This is a genomic window from Flavihumibacter solisilvae (assembly GCF_000814475.1).
Classification (GTDB): domain Bacteria; phylum Bacteroidota; class Bacteroidia; order Chitinophagales; family Chitinophagaceae; genus Flavihumibacter; species Flavihumibacter solisilvae.
This window is the reverse complement of the sequence record NZ_JSVC01000010.1, coordinates 137945-157971: the sequence shown is the minus strand read 5'-3', so window position 1 is coordinate 157971 and position 20027 is coordinate 137945. Positions and strand designations below refer to the sequence as shown.

19 protein-coding genes are annotated in these 20027 nt (G+C 46.5%); 9 read left to right on the top strand and 10 right to left on the bottom strand.

Annotated features, from left to right (window positions below):
* Positions 1-104 precede the first annotated feature (104 nt).
* Positions 105-1184, top strand: a complete 1080-nt coding sequence (locus OI18_RS10055; RefSeq protein ID WP_039139624.1) for a DNA topoisomerase IB — start codon at positions 105-107, stop codon at positions 1182-1184.
* Between the two features lie 6 nt (positions 1185-1190).
* On the opposite strand, the gene OI18_RS10050 is transcribed toward OI18_RS10055, so the two are convergent.
* Positions 1191-1583 carry a DUF421 domain-containing protein gene (locus OI18_RS10050; protein ID WP_039139521.1) on the bottom strand — a complete coding sequence of 131 codons (393 nt, stop codon included), beginning with the start codon at positions 1581-1583 and terminating at the stop codon, positions 1191-1193.
* Positions 1584-1734: 151 nt separating this feature from the next.
* Here OI18_RS10050 and OI18_RS10045 point away from each other — a divergent pair, with 151 nt between their 5' ends.
* On the top strand, positions 1735-2271 hold the full coding sequence (locus OI18_RS10045; RefSeq protein ID WP_052273057.1) for a thermonuclease family protein: 537 nt from the start codon (positions 1735-1737) through the stop codon (positions 2269-2271).
* Positions 2272-2362: 91 nt separating this feature from the next.
* Positions 2363-4705, top strand: coding sequence for an ATP-dependent helicase (locus tag OI18_RS10040; RefSeq protein ID WP_039139520.1), 2343 nt, complete (start codon positions 2363-2365; stop codon positions 4703-4705).
* 4 nt (positions 4706-4709) lie between these two features.
* Here the strand turns inward: OI18_RS10040 and OI18_RS10035 are convergent, their stop codons facing one another.
* Complete coding sequence (locus OI18_RS10035) at positions 4710-5003, bottom strand: hypothetical protein (RefSeq protein WP_039139519.1); 294 nt, start codon at positions 5001-5003, stop codon at positions 4710-4712.
* Positions 5004-5213: 210 nt separating this feature from the next.
* Here OI18_RS10035 and OI18_RS10030 point away from each other — a divergent pair, with 210 nt between their 5' ends.
* A complete protein-coding gene (locus OI18_RS10030; RefSeq protein ID WP_052273056.1) occupies positions 5214-6500 on the top strand; it encodes a vWA domain-containing protein in 1287 nt (428 codons plus the stop codon).
* A gap of 3 nt (positions 6501-6503) precedes the next feature.
* On the opposite strand, the gene OI18_RS10025 is transcribed toward OI18_RS10030, so the two are convergent.
* Together OI18_RS10025 and OI18_RS10020 are read right to left on the bottom strand one after the other, a co-directional pair.
* Positions 6504-7292, bottom strand: a complete 789-nt coding sequence (locus OI18_RS10025) for a hypothetical protein (protein ID WP_039139518.1) — start codon at positions 7290-7292, stop codon at positions 6504-6506.
* A 112-nt stretch (positions 7293-7404) separates the two neighbouring features.
* On the bottom strand, positions 7405-7767 hold the full coding sequence (locus OI18_RS10020; RefSeq protein WP_039139517.1) for an arsenate reductase family protein: 363 nt from the start codon (positions 7765-7767) through the stop codon (positions 7405-7407).
* Between the two features lie 49 nt (positions 7768-7816).
* Between OI18_RS10020 and OI18_RS10015 the strand changes: the two genes are divergently transcribed.
* Positions 7817-8239, top strand: a complete 423-nt coding sequence (locus OI18_RS10015) for a YybH family protein (RefSeq protein WP_039139516.1) — start codon at positions 7817-7819, stop codon at positions 8237-8239.
* An 18-nt stretch (positions 8240-8257) separates the two neighbouring features.
* Here the strand turns inward: OI18_RS10015 and OI18_RS10010 are convergent, their stop codons facing one another.
* Entirely contained in the window at positions 8258-10681 is a 2424-nt protein-coding gene (locus tag OI18_RS10010) for an outer membrane beta-barrel family protein (RefSeq protein ID WP_039139515.1), read from the bottom strand.
* A 177-nt stretch (positions 10682-10858) separates the two neighbouring features.
* On the opposite strand from OI18_RS10010, the gene OI18_RS10005 reads away from it, so the two are divergent.
* A complete protein-coding gene (locus OI18_RS10005) occupies positions 10859-11710 on the top strand; it encodes a dienelactone hydrolase family protein (RefSeq protein WP_039139514.1) in 852 nt (283 codons plus the stop codon).
* On the opposite strand, the gene OI18_RS10000 is transcribed toward OI18_RS10005, so the two are convergent.
* Positions 11711-13972: a T9SS type A sorting domain-containing protein gene (locus OI18_RS10000; protein WP_039139513.1), complete on the bottom strand. Its 2262-nt coding sequence runs from the start codon at positions 13970-13972 to the stop codon at positions 11711-11713.
* A 227-nt stretch (positions 13973-14199) separates the two neighbouring features.
* Between OI18_RS10000 and OI18_RS09995 the strand changes: the two genes are divergently transcribed.
* Positions 14200-15285: a glycoside hydrolase family 18 protein gene (locus tag OI18_RS09995; RefSeq protein ID WP_039139512.1), complete on the top strand. Its 1086-nt coding sequence runs from the start codon at positions 14200-14202 to the stop codon at positions 15283-15285.
* 58 nt (positions 15286-15343) lie between these two features.
* Here OI18_RS09995 and OI18_RS09990 read toward each other — a convergent pair whose 3' ends face one another.
* From OI18_RS09990 to OI18_RS09975, 4 genes are all read right to left on the bottom strand, one after another.
* Complete coding sequence (locus tag OI18_RS09990; RefSeq protein ID WP_039139510.1) at positions 15344-16216, bottom strand: OmpA/MotB family protein; 873 nt, start codon at positions 16214-16216, stop codon at positions 15344-15346.
* A gap of 81 nt (positions 16217-16297) precedes the next feature.
* Positions 16298-16858, bottom strand: coding sequence for a 1-acyl-sn-glycerol-3-phosphate acyltransferase (locus OI18_RS09985; RefSeq protein WP_039139508.1), 561 nt, complete (start codon positions 16856-16858; stop codon positions 16298-16300).
* A 1-nt stretch (position 16859) separates the two neighbouring features.
* Positions 16860-17276 (bottom strand): META domain-containing protein, encoded by a 417-nt coding sequence (locus tag OI18_RS09980; protein WP_160290214.1) that lies wholly within the window; start codon positions 17274-17276, stop codon positions 16860-16862.
* A 69-nt stretch (positions 17277-17345) separates the two neighbouring features.
* Positions 17346-17810: a DUF4920 domain-containing protein gene (locus tag OI18_RS09975; RefSeq protein WP_039139506.1), complete on the bottom strand. Its 465-nt coding sequence runs from the start codon at positions 17808-17810 to the stop codon at positions 17346-17348.
* 296 nt (positions 17811-18106) lie between these two features.
* Between OI18_RS09975 and recA the strand changes: the two genes are divergently transcribed.
* Positions 18107-19108: a recombinase RecA gene (gene recA / locus OI18_RS09970; RefSeq protein WP_039139504.1), complete on the top strand. Its 1002-nt coding sequence runs from the start codon at positions 18107-18109 to the stop codon at positions 19106-19108.
* Positions 19109-19193: 85 nt separating this feature from the next.
* Positions 19194-20027, top strand: a complete 834-nt coding sequence (locus tag OI18_RS09965; protein ID WP_052273054.1) for a phosphatase PAP2 family protein — start codon at positions 19194-19196, stop codon at positions 20025-20027.

Sequence of the window (20027 nt, the reverse complement as noted above, 5' to 3'; positions counted from 1 at the left end):
CGCAATATTTTCTACAAATCATACCCGTAGACCTTTTGGTGTGCGGGTATTTTACTTGAAACCGGTGGCAGGATTGTTTTTGGACCATGTTAAGCGAAATTGATATGGAAGAGCTGAAAACACTGTCGCACCGCAAACTGGTAAAACTTCACCAGGACCCTGAATCGTCTGCCAAAGCAATCGACCTTGTATACGTCAATGATAAGGATGAAGGCATCATCCGGATGAAAAAGGGGAAGGGATTTTCCTACCTGCATAAGGAATCACTCGTGAAAGACGGGCAGGTATTGGAAAGGATCCGGAAACTGGCCATTCCCCCGGCATGGACAAATGTCTGGATCTGCTGGCTTGAAAATGGTCATATCCAGGCTACCGGCCTAGATGCCCGGAACCGTAAGCAGTACCGTTACCACGCATTGTGGACCAGCCTGCGAAAGGAAACGAAATTTCATTCCCTCCTTGAATTCGGAAAGGCCTTGCCGGCTCTTCGCCTGGCTGTCGAAAAAGACTTCTCCCAACAGGAACTTAATGAACGAAAGGTGATCGCAACAGCCATAATGGTTATGGAAAGGACTTTCATCCGGATCGGCAATGAAGGATATGAGAAGATGAATGGTTCATATGGTCTCACGACACTGAAGGACAGGCACGTTCAGATCAGCAATGATGATATCAGGATGAGCTTCAAGGGAAAGAAAGGAATTATGCATACCCTGACACTAAGGAGCAGGAAGCTGGCAAAAATTGTGAAGCAATGCCGGGATATTCCCGGTAATGAATTGTTTCAGTACATCGATAAGGATGGTGATAGAAAATCGCTCGACAGTGGTATGGTGAACTCGTATATCAGGGAAATCACCGGCGGCAATTTTACCGCTAAGGACTTCCGTACCTGGGCAGGCTCTTTGAGCATCCTTCGGGCTTTCAGGAGCCTTGAAAAAACCGGGGAAGTGATTGACAGGAAAAAAAACCTGCTGACTGCTCTTGACGAAGTGAGCGTGAAACTCGGGAATACCCGTACGATCTGCCGCAAGTATTATGTTCATCCGTCAATTATCGACAAGTATACTAACGAGGAGCTGGATCAATACCTTAACGAGCTCAACGAAATCGAAAAAGATGACCAGCGTGCCGGCCTGACTGCCGACGAAAAGATACTCATGACAATTCTTGAAAACAGTTAGCTCTGGTCACGCCGTTAATGCAACTGACGGTTTACTATTTTCACGGGTAGTTGTATGTGCCGGATCTTCTTTTATTATGCTGATCTGGCCATTCGTTTCCTTGATCACATATTTAACCAGGCTGATTTCGTTTATGCCATTCTGATGAAGGGACTCGTTCAGGTCTTCCAGTGACATATGTTCGAACCTGAGGTTCTTGAGCATTGGTTTACCATCAAGTACGAGGAATGTCGGTTCTCCGTGGCTTATTTTTGTAAACCGTTCATTGTAATAAGCGGCTGCTCTGAAAATTCTGTTGAGAAGAAACAATCCTCCCAGCGAAATAATGGTTGCACCAAAATAAATCAGAGCCATATAGATTGTGGCTGGTAACGCATCAAAATATTGTATCTCTTTCATGTTCTGCTCATTTACGGATTAACCTGGATTATGCAAAAACTGTACTTCGGGATGTCCCTCCGCTTACCTGGTGCAGTTGTAATGGACGAAACGTGGCAGCTAATCCCCGTTTCTCTCCACGGATCTGTAAATTGACGACTTAATTCACCCTATGAACTGGATTTTGGCCTTTTTGTTCCTTCTGCCGGCAGGAACTGATGTCCCCGGCAAACCTTCCACTTTTTTGCTTACAGGTTTTGTCGTGAAAGTGACTGATGGAGACACTTTCGTATTGCTGGATTCAGCCCACCGCCAGTTTCGTGTGCGGCTGAATGGTATTGATGCACCTGAAAGAGGCCAGGATTTTTACCAGGCAAGCAGGCAATCATTGGGTAATATGTTGCAAAAAAAACAGGTCAGTGTCCGGTACCGGAAAAAGGACCGTTACGGCCGGCTACTGGCAGATGTGTACGTTGACGGCAACACGTGGATAAATTTCAGGATGATCGCAAACGGGATGTCCTGGCACTTCAAAAAATACTCCTCAGACAAAATTCTCGCGGACGCTGAACGCAAAGCCCGCCTTCAGCGCCTGGGCCTCTGGCAAAAACAGTCACCCACCGCCCCCTGGGACTACCGGCGACTTTCCCACCCGTCGGGTCCCACCCGTCGGGTGAAGGCGAGGATTACACCCGGTAAAAATGGGTGAAATGACCTGAGAGCCCACGAAGGGGAAAACTTGAGTCAACTTCATCGTTTAAAATTTGGGATATTTGCCGTTAACAGATTTGGAGAAGTTTATGCAAGATTATTTATCCGGACTCAATGACCGGCAACGTGAAGCTGTATTACATAAAGACGGACCATTGATGATAGTGGCAGGGGCCGGAAGTGGGAAAACCAAAGTGCTTACCACCCGAATCGCTCATCTGATGTCATTCCATAAGGTTGACGCATTCAATATTCTTGCGCTTACGTTTACCAACAAGGCGGCAAAGGAGATGAAGGAAAGGATTGAAAAGATGCTTGGTAACGCCGACGCCCGCAACCTGTACATCGGAACTTTCCACAGCGTTTTTGCGCGGATCCTCCGCAGTGAGGCGCACAGGCTCGGTTACCCGAACTCCTTTACCATATATGATACGGACGATGCGAAAAGCGTGGTTAAGACGGTTATCAACGAGATGAATCTTGATGATAAACTGTACAAGCCCAATATCGTTTACAACAGGATCTCAAGTGCAAAAAACGCACTTGTCGGGCCAGCCGATTACGCACAGGATTATTATATCCAGCAGGAGGATTCGAGGAGTAATCGCCCGCTGATCGCAAAGATCTATGATGCATACGCGAAGCGCTGCTTTAAAAACGGTGCGATGGATTTTGATGACCTGCTCATCAAGATGTATGACCTGCTGAAACAATTTCCCGAAGCCCTGGTAAAGTACCAGCATAAGTTCCGGTATATACTTATTGATGAGTACCAGGATACCAACCCTGCACAGTACGAGATCATTAAATTACTCGGGGCGGCCCACGAGAATGTCTGCGTGGTTGGCGATGATGCCCAATCGATTTACTCCTTCCGGGGAGCGACCATCCAGAACATCCTCCAGTTTCAGAAAGACTACGACGACGTTAAGGTCATCAAACTTGAACAGAATTACCGTAGTACCAAGTCGATCCTGAATGTTGCGAATGAAGTGATCAACAACAACAAAGGGCAGATCCCAAAGGAACTGTGGACGGAGAATGGGGAAGGTGAAAAGATCCGCCTGGTACGAACCATGACTGATAATGAGGAAGGAAAGTTTGTTGCAGATACTATCCAGGAACAAAAGCTCAGGAACCATTATTCAAACCGTGATTTTGCGATTCTTTACCGCACCAACGCGCAGAGCCGGGCGTTCGAAGAAAGCCTTCGGCGGATGGGGATTGCCTATACAATGTATGGTGGTGTCAGCTTCTATGCTAGAAAAGAGATTAAGGATTTTGTTGCTTACCTGCGACTGATCATCAATACCCGTGATGAAGAAGCATTGAAGCGGATCATCAACTACCCGGTGCGTGGAATCGGGAAAACGACCATCGATAAGATCATGTTGATTGCCAACAACTCCGGCATTACCATGTGGGAGGTCCTGGTTAATGCAGCGCAGGCGGGGTTCAAAGCCAGTACGCTCGAGGCAATAGAGAATTTTGTTACGCTGATTAAGAGCTGTCAGAGTATGCTCCAGGTAAAAAACGCCTATGATGTAGCTTTCCATGTCGGCAAGCAGACCAACATCGTTAAAGAGCTTTTCAACGACAAAACAACAGAAGGGCTCCAGCGATACGAAAACGTCCAGGAATTGCTTAACAGTATCAAGGAGTTTACAGAAACGCCTAGCAATGATGAAGGCGAAGTTGGTGATAAAGGCCTTACTGCCTACCTGCAACAGATCACTCTCCTTACCGATGCGGATGAAAAAGACCCCAATGCGGATACGGTAAAACTAATGACCATCCACGCCGCAAAAGGCCTGGAATTTCCGGTCGTGTTTGCAGCCGGCCTCGAAGAAATGCTCTTTCCAAATGCCATGTCTATAAATACGCGGGAAGAACTGGAAGAGGAGCGACGACTTTTCTATGTAGTAATAACCCGGGCAAAGGCGAGGCTATGGATTACCTATGCCAATACCCGGTACAAATTCGGCCAGCTGGTACAGAACGAGCCCAGCCGCTTTATTGATGAAATCCCGGTTCTGTACCTCGACAGGAGTTATGCCGGCGGAGGCGTCCGTAACCAGGGCGCGGGATATAGCCAGGGATCTGCTTTTGACCGGATGAAAGGTTTTGGTGCAACCGAACAGGCGGAAAGGACTTATGGTCCGCCTCCCAGCAAGCGGAAAGATACCGTTCCTTCTTATGTGCCGCCAAAATCTGCACCCAAGGTGGTTGAACATAAGCCCTCAGCTGATTTCATTCCAAGCGATACCAGCGGGTTACAGGCAGGTCAGAAGGTGGAACACCAGAAATTCGGATTTGGGACAGTAAGTAAAATGGAAGGAAGTGCTCACAATCCTGTGGCAACTGTTGTATTTGAACTGAACGGCGAAAAGAAGATTATGCTCAATTATGCAAAACTGCGCATAGTGGAGTGACCAGTTATATGGTTTTCAACCAGATATGCATGTCTTCGCCGGCAAGGAGATCCTCTTCCTGTTCTGCTTCCAGCTGACGATCAAGGGATCTGTCTAAAATTCCAAGTGATGTCCGGAGACTGAATCCGCTAACGAGGTGAATCGGGCTGACAGTCCCAGACGTATGCTCCGTCATTACATTCGGAACAACAACAGCCCCACGCCGGAGATTTCCCGACCGCAACGGATCCAGGATACTGTCAGCCGCAATGACCGACAGTATCACCAGTGGAATTCCAATTAATAATATCCGTTTCATTGAACAAGGTTTTTTCTTCCGCAAATGTAAATAGCGCCGGGGGTGGATACAAGCGCTTTGATCATGAAGCGACTGAAATGCCGGATGAATTGTAGCAGGACACCATTTTCCCGTACCAGGATGGCTAAACATTGTTAATAGTAATATAATTAGACGCCGGGTTATATGTAATCCTTCAGCAGGAAGCATCTCTTAGTCAAAACCACTACTATGCCATCCCTGCTCAAATCTGCGACATACGCAACCCTGTTTACGGCTGCTGTCGCATCGGTTACTTATTATCGTTATACCACCATTTCGGCGGAAACTCAATCAGTTCCTCCACCCACAAAAATACCTGAGCTCATTGTTTCCCCGGCTAAGCCGGTTGAAAAGAAAGCGGTCAGCCAGGCGACAGTTGCGGCACCAGGCACGAACCCGCATAAGGAAATTGCCATGACAGCGGAGCCTTCAAAGATCCAGGTCGCTATACTGCTCGATGTCAGCAACAGTATGGACGGATTAATTGAACAGGCCAAAGCCCAGTTGTGGAATATGGTCAGTGTGCTGGGAAAAGCAAAATGCGACGGCCAGGCTCCCCGCGTTGAGCTGGCTCTTTATGAGTACGGAAGGCTTACAAATAAAGTTGGTAAAGGTTATGTTGAACAGATCAGTCCTTTCACGACCGACCTCGATCTCGTTTCCAGAAACCTGTTTCGGCTCAATACAAACGGCGGTGATGAGTATTGCGGACAGGTGATGCTGACATCCCTTTCAGAATTGCCATGGTCGGGCGGAAACAATAATTACAAAGTGATTTTTATTGCAGGAAATGAAGATTTTCTCCAGGGATCGATACCATTCACAAAAGCCTGTGTACTGGCAAAACAAAAGGGGGTGATTGTAAACACGATCTATTGCGGTGACCGGATGCAGGGAATCAGGGAACACTGGAACCTGGGCTCAGAATGTGGAAACGGTAGTTACACTTTCATTAATTCAGACGCCAGGATCCAGGACATCGCAACGCCGTACGACCAACCTTTGATCGAACTGAATGAAAAGCTGAACAAGACCTATGTGGGCTATGGAAGAAAGGCTGCCGAAGGAAAAGCCATGCAGGAACAGGTGGACCAGGCCAATTACAAAGTGCACTCTTCTGTTGCAGTAAAGCGTATATCAGTAAAAGGCAAGAAAGAACTCTACCGGAATGACAGCTGGGACCTGGTAGACGCGGAGGCCGCCAATCCCGGGTTTGTCACAACTGTTAAACCCGGGGATTTGCCTGATACACTGAAAGGCAAAAGTCCCGAAGAGATCAAAAAGTACATCCACACCCTTTCTGCCGACCGTGACCGGATCCAAAAGGAAATTGCTGCCTTATCCGTTAAACGGGAGGCCTTTCTTACTCAGGCAAGGTCAGAAAACAGCAGCAACACAGACCAAACCCTGGAAACAGAAGTGGAAAAGATAATCCGCCAGCAGGCTGCCCGGTTTAATATGAAACTTGATAAATAGCCATCAATAAATATAGGTATACTCCAGAGCCGGAAGTGACTGGCCGTTCATTTCAATATGTTGTTTCCGGCTTGAGGGGTAACCTTCATTATCATACTGGTATTCCATAACAAGGGTTCTTTCGGTACTTCCATCAGGCATAAGCGTTTTCATTTTTAACGGGTTGTTCTTATGCAATACAATGCCCGGAAGATAATGACCCAGCAACATGGATGCAACCGGTTGATTCTTCTTGTCATAAGCCTCGAAGAACTGGGTGAAGCTCTCAAGGAACTGTTGTGATCCCATCCGTCGCGCCAGGTGCGTGATCGTTTTCAGATTGCCGTCGGAATGGTATGCAAGAACAAATTTTAACTCTGCAATATCCTGTGGTGATTCGATTTTTTCAACCAGTTCCTTTACCCGACCCTGTGGGTCATAACTGAACTCATGGGTCGATAATTTCCTTCCATTGCTGGCATAGTTGTCAGCCGAAATTATCCTGTTTCCATTATAATGGTATTCAACGCGTCCACCACCCTGGTTGGTAACGCGGATTACTTTCCGGCCTTCATACTCAAAATGATAGTCCTGCCGCGAAGTATGGTCCTGGCTACTTTGCCATTGAACAGTATAATCCGATAACTGGTTATTGCCATTAAATGTGTAAGCCTGGTAATCCGATTCAGAAGCCACAAGCTTTTTTACCACCCTTCCCTGGGCAGGATCCGGTGAAGGAGCATCACCATGGTTACAGGCTGTACCGGCTGCCAGGAGAACAAAGGCTGAACAAAACAGAAATCCTCTTTTCATATAATAAAGTTTAAGATGCTAAATTCAGCCGGGTTGACAAGAAATTCAATCACATCATCATGCGATTTGGATGAGCGGTCATATAATCATATGAGCATATTCGTGAGTACTGTTATGACTTCTTTTTAAGTGCTGCCCTGAGCTGCTCGGTAACTGCCTTTGTATTCCCTATGAATATTTCTTCGCCGACGATTGCTACCGGCCGTTTCAGGAAGGTATATTCCTGCAGGATAAGACTCCGGTAATCTTTTTCTGTAAGCGTTTTTTCATGCAGGCCCATGCTGCGGAACTTTAATGCCCTGCGGCTGAACAGCGCTTCATAGCTTCCTGCTTTTTCTTTCATTTCCTCGAGCTGGGCCGGGGTGATGTTTTCGGTTTTAATATCCTGTAACTCCGCCTTTTGTTTCACTGCGTCCACTTCCTTCAATATCTTCTGGCAGGTGTCACAATTGGCAAGATGATAGATCTTTTTCATTATTTGTGCGAATTGAAATGCAAATGTACCTTACCGGTAAATTCCTTGCATGAGAACATTGATTTTTGCCCTTTGTATATTGTCAGCCAATATTTTATTTGCGCAAAAAGCTGATGATTTGTCTATCCGCGAAGTAATGCAGGCACAACAGGAAGCCTGGAATAAAGGGGATATCGAAACGTTTATGAAGGGTTACTGGAACTCAGACTCCCTCATGTTCATCGGCAGTTCCGGGGTGACCTATGGGTTTAACAATACCCTGGAGCGCTACAGGAAGACCTACAACAGCAGGGAAAAAATGGGAACACTCAAATTCGATCTGCTGCATGTTATCCGGCTGGCCGATAATGTTTACATGGTTGTAGGCAAATGGCATCTGACCAGGACCATCGGCGATGCGGGCGGATTGTATACCCTCCTGTTCCGGAAAATCAATGATCGCTGGGTGATCATTTCTGACCACACCAGCTGATCTCCGACTTTCATCTTTTTAGTTTCCGCCAACCCGGCGTTGTTCTTCACTTGTCGTGTTGTTACGGCGGCGGTTATCTGAAAAATTCTTTCCAAACCGGTAGGTAAATGTGATGTTCGCAACGCGTGAGTCCCGGTTCTGAACGAAATGCTCACGCACTTCACCGTATTTAATATCACCGGTTATTCCCTGTGTAAAGAAGATATCTCTTACACTGAACTTAAGACTGCCTTTCGACTTCAGGATCTGTTTGGATACACCTGCAGTTACCTGCCCGAACGGGTGAATAATGAATTGTGATTCGCGATTTAGCCCGTTGTAGTTCCCGGATAACTCTGCCGCCCAGCCCTTTTTCAGTTTGAACTGGTTATTGATATTTCCTGATACACTGAATGCTTCACTGTTGAAGTCACTTTCCCGCTCAGGCACCCGCACTTCCTGGTAAGTTCCGGTTGCAGAAATATTTGCTGACCACCAGCTTGTGGGATTGAGCTGCGTGGTAATTGTCAGGTTCACGGTCTTTGCACGCGCCAGGTTCCCTTCTTTCAGGATGGTTATGTTCCCCGGCGCCGGGCGGAACAACTGGTTGAAAGATTGTTTTGTATCGGCATAGCTCACTGAGGTCGTAAGCCATCCTTTATAGGTATGTGACGCCTCAAAAGTGTAGGTGAACTGCGGTTGCAGGTAAGGGTTGCCCTCCTGGTATGTTTTCTGGTTTATGTAAAACAGGAAGGGGTTTAATTGCTGGTAAGCAGGCCTGTCGATCCGTCTTCCTGCATTAATCGTAAATACATTGGATGAATCGGCGTTATACGTGATATACACAGTCGGAAACAGGTTGTTGTAACTTTTTGAAAACGATGAATCCGGTTTTGCGGGGTTGCCCAGCTGTTTCCCCCTGTAATAGGTATTTTCAAAACGTAATCCACCCTGCAGGTTCCATTTGCCAATTGCCCTGGTGGCCGTGGCATAAGCAGCATTGATATTTTCGCGATAACGGAAATGATTTGTTTTTTCATAGTCGGCCTCCCACAGCCCGCTATTCAGGTTAAAGTAGTCGGCCCTGTTGTCAGTTTCAACGAAGCTTGTTTTCAGCCCGCTTTCCAGTTTGAGACCAGAGCTGAAAATATGGGTATAGTCGGACTTGGCGGCATAGATCGAGATCGTTGCAGGCAGGTCACCCCTGAGCTGTTCAGAAGAGGTCAGTGCATCATTACCGTCATAAGTATAGTTATTGAACAGCTGGTTATTCACCATGTTGTAATGCACATAATCAAGGTCTGCAGACAGTTCCTTTTCCTTGCTGAACTGGTGGCGCAGGTTAAGATTCAAAGTGCCGTTCTTCCATTTGTTACTGTTGTCACTTACGGTTTTCACTGAATACTCCAGCGTGCTGTCGATATCACGTTTGTACCCTGTACTCGTAGCATCGAATTTGCGGGGAGAGATAAACCCGGTGCCAACTACACCGATGGTCGTATTTTTTCCGGCATAATAGTCCATCCCCACTTTAAGTGTATTGTTGGACCCTTGAGATACAAGGTGCGTGGGTTGATCGAAATACTCTACCGGGAATTTGCGCGAATCATCAAGGTATGTCCGCTTGATCAGGAGCTCATTGAAGCCCTTGTTTGAATTCTGACTGTAATTGACAAACGCATTGAATTTTTCATTCCGGTAATTCAGGTTCAGGCTGTTGTTTGTCTTCCAGTATCGGCCCTGCCCGTATCCCAGGCTGAGGTTGCCGTTCCATCCACGTTGTTTGTTCTTCTTCGTTTTGATGTTAATGATGCCTGAATTTCCGGCTGCATCATATTTGGCAGGTGGATTGGTCATTATCTCGATCTGGTCGAGCTGGTTCGCACTCATGCTGTTGAGCAGGCTCGCAAGATCAGGGCCAGACAGGTAGCTGGGTTTCCCGTCAATCATGACCATAACGCCCTGCCTGCCTTTCAGGCTTATGTTCCCGTCGCGGTCAACCGCAACTCCGGGTGATTTTTCCAGCACTTCCATTGCAGTGGCGCCGGCATTTGAAATTCCTGCATCCACATTTACCATGGTGCGGTCTGCCCGTTGCTCGATCATTGGTTTTTTGGCAGTAACTGTTACTCCGCCAAGTTCTGCTTCCGTCCTGGTTAAGGCAATAGAAGGGAAAGCCTGTTCGGAATGTTCCGCGGTTAGTGAGAAAGGCTCACTTGTGTAGGGCCGGTAGCCGACAGCGCTTATTCGTAGAAGATAGTCGCCGAAAGCCAGGGCCTCGAACCTGAATTGGCCTGACTTTGTTGCTACGTCCAACTTAACGAGCGAAGAATCTTTTGCCTTCAACAGCGAAACGGTAGCACCTTCAGCTGTAGAACCTTTTACCATTCCTGATTGCTGGGCCATTCCTGTTGCACTTGCCAGCAGCATTGCTATAATCAATACCTGTCGAACCACTTTCATAAAACACGGTTGTTTTTGGTGGGCGTAAAGTTGATAAGATTACGTTGTCGCCTCCACGCAATTGGGATGATGGGCAAAATAATCTTTCCGATGCACGAGCGGTCAGAATCAAGTATGAAAGGATTCGTAGATCGCCTTCAAAAATTGATTTGTAGATTCACATATATAAATCTGCTTATGGATCAGCGCATCATTAATTTGTACGACGAGTATACACATCGTCCGCTCAGCCGCGAATCATTTTTGAAACAGCTAATAAAGCTTACCGGTAGCCTGGCCGCTGCACTGGCGCTGCTTCCGCTGCTCGAAAACAATTATGCCCATGCACAAACGGGAGACAACGACCTTTTTACTGAAAGGATAATTTACCCCTCCGAAAAAGGCGATATGACGGCATATGTTGCACGTCCTAAAAAAAACGGCAGGTACCCTTCTGTGATAGTGATCCATGAGAACCGCGGACTGAATGCCCATATTGAGGATGTGGCACGACGTGCGGCGAACGCCGGTTTCCTGGCTATAGCACCCGATGGACTTTCTCCGCTGGGCGGAACGCCGTCAAATGAAGATGAAGCGAGGGAGCTGTTTGGTAAGTTGAATACAGAAGACAATGTGATACGGTTTGCGGCAGCTATTCCCTATATCAGCCAGCGAAAGGATTCGACAGGTGCCGTGGGTTGCGTTGGGTTCTGCTGGGGAGGAGCCATGGCAAATAGCCTGGCAGTGTCAGTGCCCGACCTGAAAGCAGCCGTGGCATTTTATGGACGCCAGCCTGATTTGTCGCTCGTGCCGAATATCAAGGCTGCCGTTCAATTGCATTATGCAGGTCTTGATGAACGGGTAAATGCCGGTATGCAGGCATACGAGGATGCCTTGAAAACAGCCGGCATTCGCTATGAACAATATTTGTATGAAGGGGTAAACCACGCATTCCACAACGATACATCAACAGCGAGGTACAATAAGGAAGCAGCTGAACTCGCATGGACGCGAACCATCTCCTTCCTTAAAAAGTACCTCGCTGGCTGATCACTTAAGCACTATGATCTTACAGTTTTCAAACGAATAATCTGTGCGCATCTGTAACATGTAAGTTCCAGGGCCAAGTTTGGAAATATCTATCTTATACTGGTTATTACCCGCATCGGATTTCACCTTGCGGTAAATCATCTCTTTTCCGGTAATATCTGTAATCCTGAACTCGGTATTACACTTGTCTTTTGCATGGTAGTTGATGTGCAGCTTTTCACGTGCCGGGTTCGGGAACACTTTCAAAGTGGTCGACATGAATTTTTCCATTTTGTTCTTCACCTCTTTCGCGATCACGATCGATTTATTCAGTGTGCTCGCATAAGGCGGTGAATTGAGCGGCCACATATATGCGCTGGCCTGCAGCCTGAGTGAATAGCATACATCCGGATTGAAACGACCATCCTTGCTTATGATCTTTAACCGGTAATTGAAGTTGTCGGGCCCGTTATTATAAATCAGTGCTTCTGATGTTCCGGTGCCGGTTGCAGAAGTTAAGAGCACGCCATTCTGGTCATACAAGTACATGTCGTAATCTTCAGGCATATTCCACAGGCTTATTTTCACATTCTTGTATGGCGCCCATGTCCTGAAACTGAACCAGTCTTCATCACTGACGCTTGCAATCGATCCGGTATAATCAGTGTTATGATTTAATGTTTTAGTCTGTTGGAAGCTGTTGTTCGGTTCGTTGAGGTCAGTGCAGTTTCCTGTTGGTGGAGGTGGAGGTGTTGAGCCCGCATCGATCGGAATGAAATCAAAATTGATTAAGCCCAATCCGCCTGAATTTACCACTTGCGGTGAAGCCACCTGATCATGCCCCCTGTAGCTGATACTTGTCGGGTTAGTGGTTACACCTGAACCGCGGGTAAAGTTCACAAGTAGGTTGTTTCCTGAAAGGCTGACTGAATTAATGGCGTAACTGCCGCCATTAAGCCGGATCAGGCCGGACAGATCGCCGCTTATGGTAAAGGCTGAGCCCTGGTCTTTCAACGCCAGGGAAACCTGGCTGGCTACTCCGCCCGGAGATACAACGGAGAAAGTCGCAGACTGCGGTTCCGGCGATTCAATAGTTGCAGGCAGGCCGGACTCCCCGTACAGGTCGCGGCGGATCACGAGTGATACCCAGTCGCCGAAATTTTTATAGCCATCGTAAAAATTATAATGACAGTATCTGATTGATCCGCCATCAAATAGCTGGCTCGAGTTGCTTGTGCCCAGTGTAACCACTTCAGAGGATTCTTTATCCAGCTGGCGTTGGGCCTCCTGGATTTTAAGGCAATTGTCTGCAGAAGACATGCCGCAACCATAACGTATCTGGAACAGGTAGAATTTATTGAGGCTGGGAAAATCAGATTTCCAGTCATTCATCAGGTTGTGAAAATAACTTTTGTATTGATCGGTCGAGAGTTGTACCGGGCTTAATGAACCCTGGATGTCAGATTCGCCCTGGTGCCAGATGATGGCACGGATATTATTTTGTAATCCGGCTTCTCTTATCCGGTTTAAAACGCGACCATAATTCGTGGAAGGGTCGCCCGGGTTTCCGTCATTACGTTGGAAATATGTAATTCGTTGTCCGGGATTTCCACCATTTATGATACATATAGGTATCCTCCGTGATGTCGCGAGATCGGAAGCCAACCGCATTCCCCATTGGCCAGTTTGTCCATCCACATCATACCAGACATTACCCTTTCCTATAAACCACGCCTTGGAGTAACTGCCGGATGTACTGCCGCTTCCATACACGCGAACGAAACTCCTGTTGGGAGCATTATTCGGATCATCAGCATTGTTTGCAGATGAATACGAGCCCCGCAGGTTGGCAACCGCGTTGGATTGACCCTGAATGATATATGCATCCCCTGCAACAACATTGTTTGCTGTCTGCAACAATGTTTCAGTAAATGATTTATATCCGTAAAGAGAGAAGCGGTAGTTGTTTAGTTCCGCGGGAATTTCGTTGGTAAAATCAAACGCAGCCACTCCATTATTATATTGAAGGTTGACAGTTGTGGTATTCTGAAAACTTCCGTCGCGGTATCGTTTTAATCGCACCTGGGTATAACCTGAAGACTGGTTTATTGTGCCCTGAACTCTCACAGTGGCTAAATTTGTAGTCAGGTTTCGTGGATACAGCTGGTAATCTTTAGGGAAGACGGTTGCCTGGGAGAAAAGTAATCCTGGGAACGAACCGACACACCATGCGGATAGCGCAATATTCAGCACTATACGCTGATTGCGTAGAAAATGTTTCATGCCTGAAAATTGACTTTTAAAAAATGTAGGGTAATGAATCGATGCTAAAATCGGGGTAAACCATTGGTCTTTACGTGGACTGGATAAGGCATCTGGAGTCGGTCGGTGTAGCGTAATAAAGATAGATTTTTTTTAAGGACATTACTTAAAAATATCCATGTTTATTTGCATGCGATCGGTTACAAACACCGTGAGTATTTCACTCTGTTAAATAAAAATAGTGTGCCATGAAAAATTTACTTTCTTTTCTGTGTGCTTTACTCCTCCTGTCTTCTAACATCCATGCTCAGGCCGGGAAACCTGCGGTGATCGCCTATTATACGGGTAATGAAATGATCATCGGTGATTATCCTGTTGCGTCTCTTACCCACATCATTTATAGCTTCCTGAAACTGGATGGTGATACACTTGCATTCCAGCAACCAGGTCAGCAAAAGATCCTGCGCGGACTGGTTAACCTGAAGAAGAAATATCCGGATCTGAAGATCATTGTATCATTGGGTGGATGGGGCGGGTGTAAGCCCTGTTCAGACGTATTCTCTGACGAAGGCGCCCGCCGTCGTTTTGCTGCAAGCACAACGAAGCTGTTGAAAGAATACAATGCAGACGGAATTGACCTGGACTGGGAATATCCCGGTATCGAAGGGCATCCCGGACATCCTTACAAACCTGAAGATGTGCCAAATTTCACTGCCCTTGTCAGGTCGCTGCGGGAAAGTATGGGCGACCGTTATGAGTTAAGTTTTGCAGCCGGTGGTTTCAGGAAGTTCCTGGAACAGTCGGTGGAATGGGAGAAGGTGATGCCTTTGGTGGACAGGGTAAACCTGATGACTTACGACCTGGTAAATGGGTATAGTACTGTAACCGGACATCACACCCCGCTGCATGGTGCAGAGAAGGTTCCGGAGGCAACGGATAACTGTGTCAATTTCCTGCTTGAAAAGGGCGTACCAAAAGAAAAACTTGTTATCGGCGCAGCCTTCTATGCGCGCGTGTGGAAGGATGTGCCTGACGTCAACAATGGCCTGTTCCAGTCCGGGGTGTTCAAGAACAGTGTATCATACAAGAACTTCGACAAAGTGATCTCTGAAGCTAATGGGTTTCGTTCATATTGGGATGAGATAAGCAAGGCACCATACAGTTACAATAAAACGACCCGCGAGTTTGCAACATATGATAATGAACGTTCAATTGCAGCGAAAACAAATTATGTGAAAGACAAAAAACTGGGCGGCATTATGTTCTGGGAGCTAACGGAGGACCAGGCAAAAGGAGGACTGCTGGATGTGATTAATAAAACACTGGTTGATTAGAAATAAAAAAACACCCGGTAAATGCCGGGTGTTTTTTTTATTATGTCAGTAATGGATATTATGCTTTTTTCTCGAGCAGTTTGAAGAACTGATCAAGCTGCGGAAGGATAACGATCCTTGTACGACGGTTTGCAGCTTTGCCTTCTGAAGTTGTGTTGTCAGATACAGGCTTGAATTCGCCACGACCTGCAGCTGCCATCTTAGCAGGATCCAGGCCATACTGCTTTTGCAAAGTACGTACTACTGAAGTTGCACGCATAACACTCAGGTCCCAGTTGTCTTTCATGGGTCCGATGTTACCACGCAGTTCATTGTTGTCGGTATGACCTTCAACCATGAATTCAATATCCGGCTGGGCTTTCAGAACAGTAGCAACTTTACCCAGAACTTCTTTAGCCTTGGGAGTGATGCTGTAGCTTCCGCTCTTGAACATCAGCTTGTCACTGATATCTACATACACTACGCCTTTGTCAACCTTGATGTTGATGTCCTGGTCATCCATGTTGCCCAGTGCACCTTTAAGGTTCATTACCAGTGCCATGTTCAAAGAGTCTTTGCGGGCCATTTGTGCCTGCAGGTCCTGGATGTAAGCATCCTTTGCACCGATATTATCCAGAGATTTTTTAATGCTCTCAGCCTGTGATGATGAGATTACTGAAAGATCTTCCAGTTGCTTAAGGGCAGATGTATTGTTCTGCTTCAACAGGTCGAGTTGTTTTGCAAGGGCATCGAGGTCTGATTGTAAACCAGCTCTTTTACGTGCTTCTTCAGCTTTAGCATCTTCGCAGCCTTTCAGGTTGTTTTGCAATGAATCGTAACGACCGTTCAATTCTGCATAACGGGCCTGTTCAGCTTTGAATTTTTTGGAGCTCACACATGAGATCATCGAGACTGTTGTGAAAGCTGCCAGTACTAAGTAAGAAACTTTCATATTGGTTTTGTTTTAGTGAATGTGCAAATGTAGCGCATAACTTACAACTACTATGCCTGAATTTGCCATTATGGGTATTTGTTACCCCAGGTGACCCATTCCAAGTTCAGGATACCGGCCACGTATAGGCGAAAAAAAATGTAATATTTTTTTTATATCTGCTTCCTGGTCATCACATGTGAAAAAAGGTTCAGATAAAATGAGCTCTTTCTTAGAGAAATCAAGCCCCGCCATCACGATTGGTACATTGGCCTGTTTTGCAATATGCCAGAAGCCTGTTTTTAACCGGTCAACACGTTTTCGTGTACCCTCGGGCGATAGTGCCAGTATAAAATTTTCTCTTATGTTAAATTCTTCCACAACTTGGTCTACCAGCCTGTTTTTACTGTCACGATCTACGGGAACTCCGCCAGTTGCACGGAAGAACCAGCCGAATGGTCCTTTGAAGAGTTCCTTCTTGCCAAGGTAATGTGCATGAGGTATAGGTATTACTGAGCGGGCCGCCATTCCGGTAACTACGTCCCAGCTGCTTGTATGAGGTCCTACAATGATCACGGCTTTCCTGACATCTGGCGGCCACCTGCCATTCACTTTCCAGCCGGATAATTTCCAATATAGTTTCCAGAATAATTTAGCAGGCATATCAGGACTTTTTTTTCCATCGCATGATTACGACATCGTCCTGTAAAAATAACAGCGCATCACCGTAAATATCATAACGGTTTACTTTTTTAAGCACATCAAGGAAGATTCCTTCAGCTTCACCGCGACAGGCCATCCTGGTCAGTGTCATTTTACCGGTATCAAACTGAAGCTTGTTTCCGTTGCAGGTATATGGCCCGCTGAAACTGTTGCATCCCGTGTTTCCGGAAACGTTGTTGGCAGCGCTGTCGAACCGGATGATAGGCTTTCGTCCGGCATACAGTTCTTCTGCACTCTTTCCGGGAAACATAATATACTCGAGCTGCCACTGTCCGGAAACAACCTGCTTCTGTAGCACAGTCATCGCCGTTATATTATGAAGATGCGCGATCAGCAGGAAAGAGAAAAGCAATTTCATAAGCCACATATTAGTGGTAAGAAATAAAAAAGCCGGCCTCAGGGCCGGCTCAGGATACCTTAATATTGTCTATAACACCAGGACACCTTTCGCAACGAACTGGACTTCCTTTTTAGGTGCTTTTATCTTTTCGATTTCTTCCCGGCTCTTCCCCGCATCAGCTGCATAATGCCGCTGCTGTTTCACAGATACTTCCTTGTAATTGGCGTCTCCGTCGAGCACCACATCGCGGCCAATGATGTCCTTGGGCATGAAAAAACCATAGTCCTTAAACTTGACCATGAGCGCATCGCCATTTTCCTTTTCCAGCTTCATCCAGCAACCTTTTTCCTGGCAGACTTCTGTAACCTTCCCGGAAACTTTTCCGGAATAGGGGTTGCCATTCATTTTCGAAGCCAGCTCATTTACCGGGATCGCGCCTTCAGGAGTAGTACCGGTACCATAGGTGACTCCTTTAGCTGCAGCCGCAGGTGACTGTGAAAAGCCATTGAAGCTGATTCCGGCAGCCAGTAAGATAATTGCGAATATTCTCATGTGCCTGTTTTACTCAAAGATACAAATCCACACCATTGAGTTGCAGCCGGGCTAAGCTGCCCGGGGCTGTCTAACAAGTTTTTAACAGGCTGGACCCGCAACGGCTGGTATTACGCCTGGACTGGTTACTATTTGAAATGACGGTTTTATACAAAGTTTTCGGACTTTGTCAAGGGTGTTTTAACGATAAAATATTTAGTGAAATAATGCTAAATAAGTTAGTGTTCATAATTTTTTCTGTTCTATCTTTGAACAACCAATTATTTTGGGCCCCTAACTAAAAAACAACTGATACTATGTCAAATGCTGAAAAACTTAAGGCACTGAAGTTGACGATGGATAAAATCGACAAGGACTTTGGGAAAGGATCTGTGATGATGATGAATGAGAAAGCGACAGACGCGCAGGAAGTGGTGTCTACAGGTTCACTTGGCCTTGATGTGGCCCTGGGAATCGGAGGTTTTCCAAGAGGCCGTATCGTAGAAATATATGGACCGGAATCCTCCGGTAAAACGACGATAGCCATCCATGCCATTGCAGAAGCGCAAAAGAAGGGTGGTATCTGTGCAATTATTGATGCGGAACACGCTTTCGATAGCTCATATGCGCAAAAGCTGGGTGTGGACGTGGATAACCTGCTTATCTCCCAACCGGATTACGGGGAACAGGCCCTCGAAATTGCAGACAGGCTGATCCTTTCAGGCGCACTGGATGTAGTAGTAATTGACTCGGTTGCGGCGCTTGTTCCTAAAGGTGAACTTGAAGGAGAAATGGGCGACAGTAAAATGGGACTCCAGGCCAGGCTGATGAGCCAGGCGCTGCGTAAACTTACTGCCACCATTAACAAAACAAACACGATCTGCATCTTTATCAACCAGCTCCGGGAGAAAATTGGTGTGATGTTCGGTAACCCTGAAACAACAACCGGTGGTAACGCACTTAAATTCTATGCTTCCGTAAGGCTCGACATCAGGCGGATGAGCCAGATCAAGGATGGCGACGAAGCTGTCGGTAACAGGGTTAAAGTAAAAGTTGTAAAGAACAAAGTAGCCCCGCCTTTCCGTGCAGCCGAGTTTGATATTATTTTCGGCGAAGGGATTTCGAAAGTCGGTGAAATTATTGATATGGGTGTTGACCTTGCTATTGTTCAGAAGAGCGGAAGCTGGTTCAGTTACAATACTGATAAACTGGGACAGGGCCGTGATGCGGTAAAACAACTCCTCAGGGACAACCCGGAATTACAAGCCGAAATTGAAAAGAAGATCCGTGAAAAAATTGCGGAAATGCAGGCTCAGTAAGTCTGAAAGACAATTGATTGAAAAGGGGCTGGTAACAGCCCCTTTTTCTTTGCAATAGGTTGCAAATTTGTATTATTTTTCGTGTATGTATAGGTTTGGTTTACTGTTGTTTCTATTGTCTTCCTGGCTGATACCGTTCTGTGTACAAGCCCAGGTTGATAGTACACAGGCAGGAGATACCATAGCTTACCGTTCAAAAGAATGGTTTAAATCCGAAGGATACCGGATAAATAAAACATATCTGAAATCCTATATTACTGACTTCCCAAAGGTGGTAACCGCGCCCGGGAGGTATACAAAAAAAGACTGGCGCAATGTCATTATTGTATCCGCAGGCGCGGGTTTATTCTTTGCAGTGGATGGCCCCATTCAGGATATCATGTTGGCTAACCAGCAACCTTTCTGGACTAGTGTATCAAAGGTCATGGAGCCGTTCGGAAACCGGTTTCCGCCACTTCTGATCGGTGGGATGTACCTGGCCGGAGTAATTACCAAGGACCGGAGGTTGGAACATGTTTCTCTGATGACCGCTAAGTCACTGGTTTTTTCGGTTGCAATGTACACGGCAACAAAAGCTTTGGTCAGGAGACAGAGGCCCAGGTATACGGACAATCCCTACGTTTTTAAAGCTCCCTTCCAGGGCGGCAAGGAATACACTTCGTTTCCGTCAGGCCACGCAAATACCATCTTCAGTGTCGCCACAGCCCTGGCTATCGAATACAAGGAAACGAAATGGGTGCCAATCCTGGCATACAGTATCGCTACACTTACGGGCATCTCAAGGCTTTATGAAAATCGCCATTGGTCCAGTGATGTATGGCTGGGTGCAGCCTGTGGTCATTTCGTCACCAAGGCTTTGTACAAGGTAGAAGAGGAGAAATATAAAAAGAAACAGCAGCTTAAAACGATCGGCTTCTAG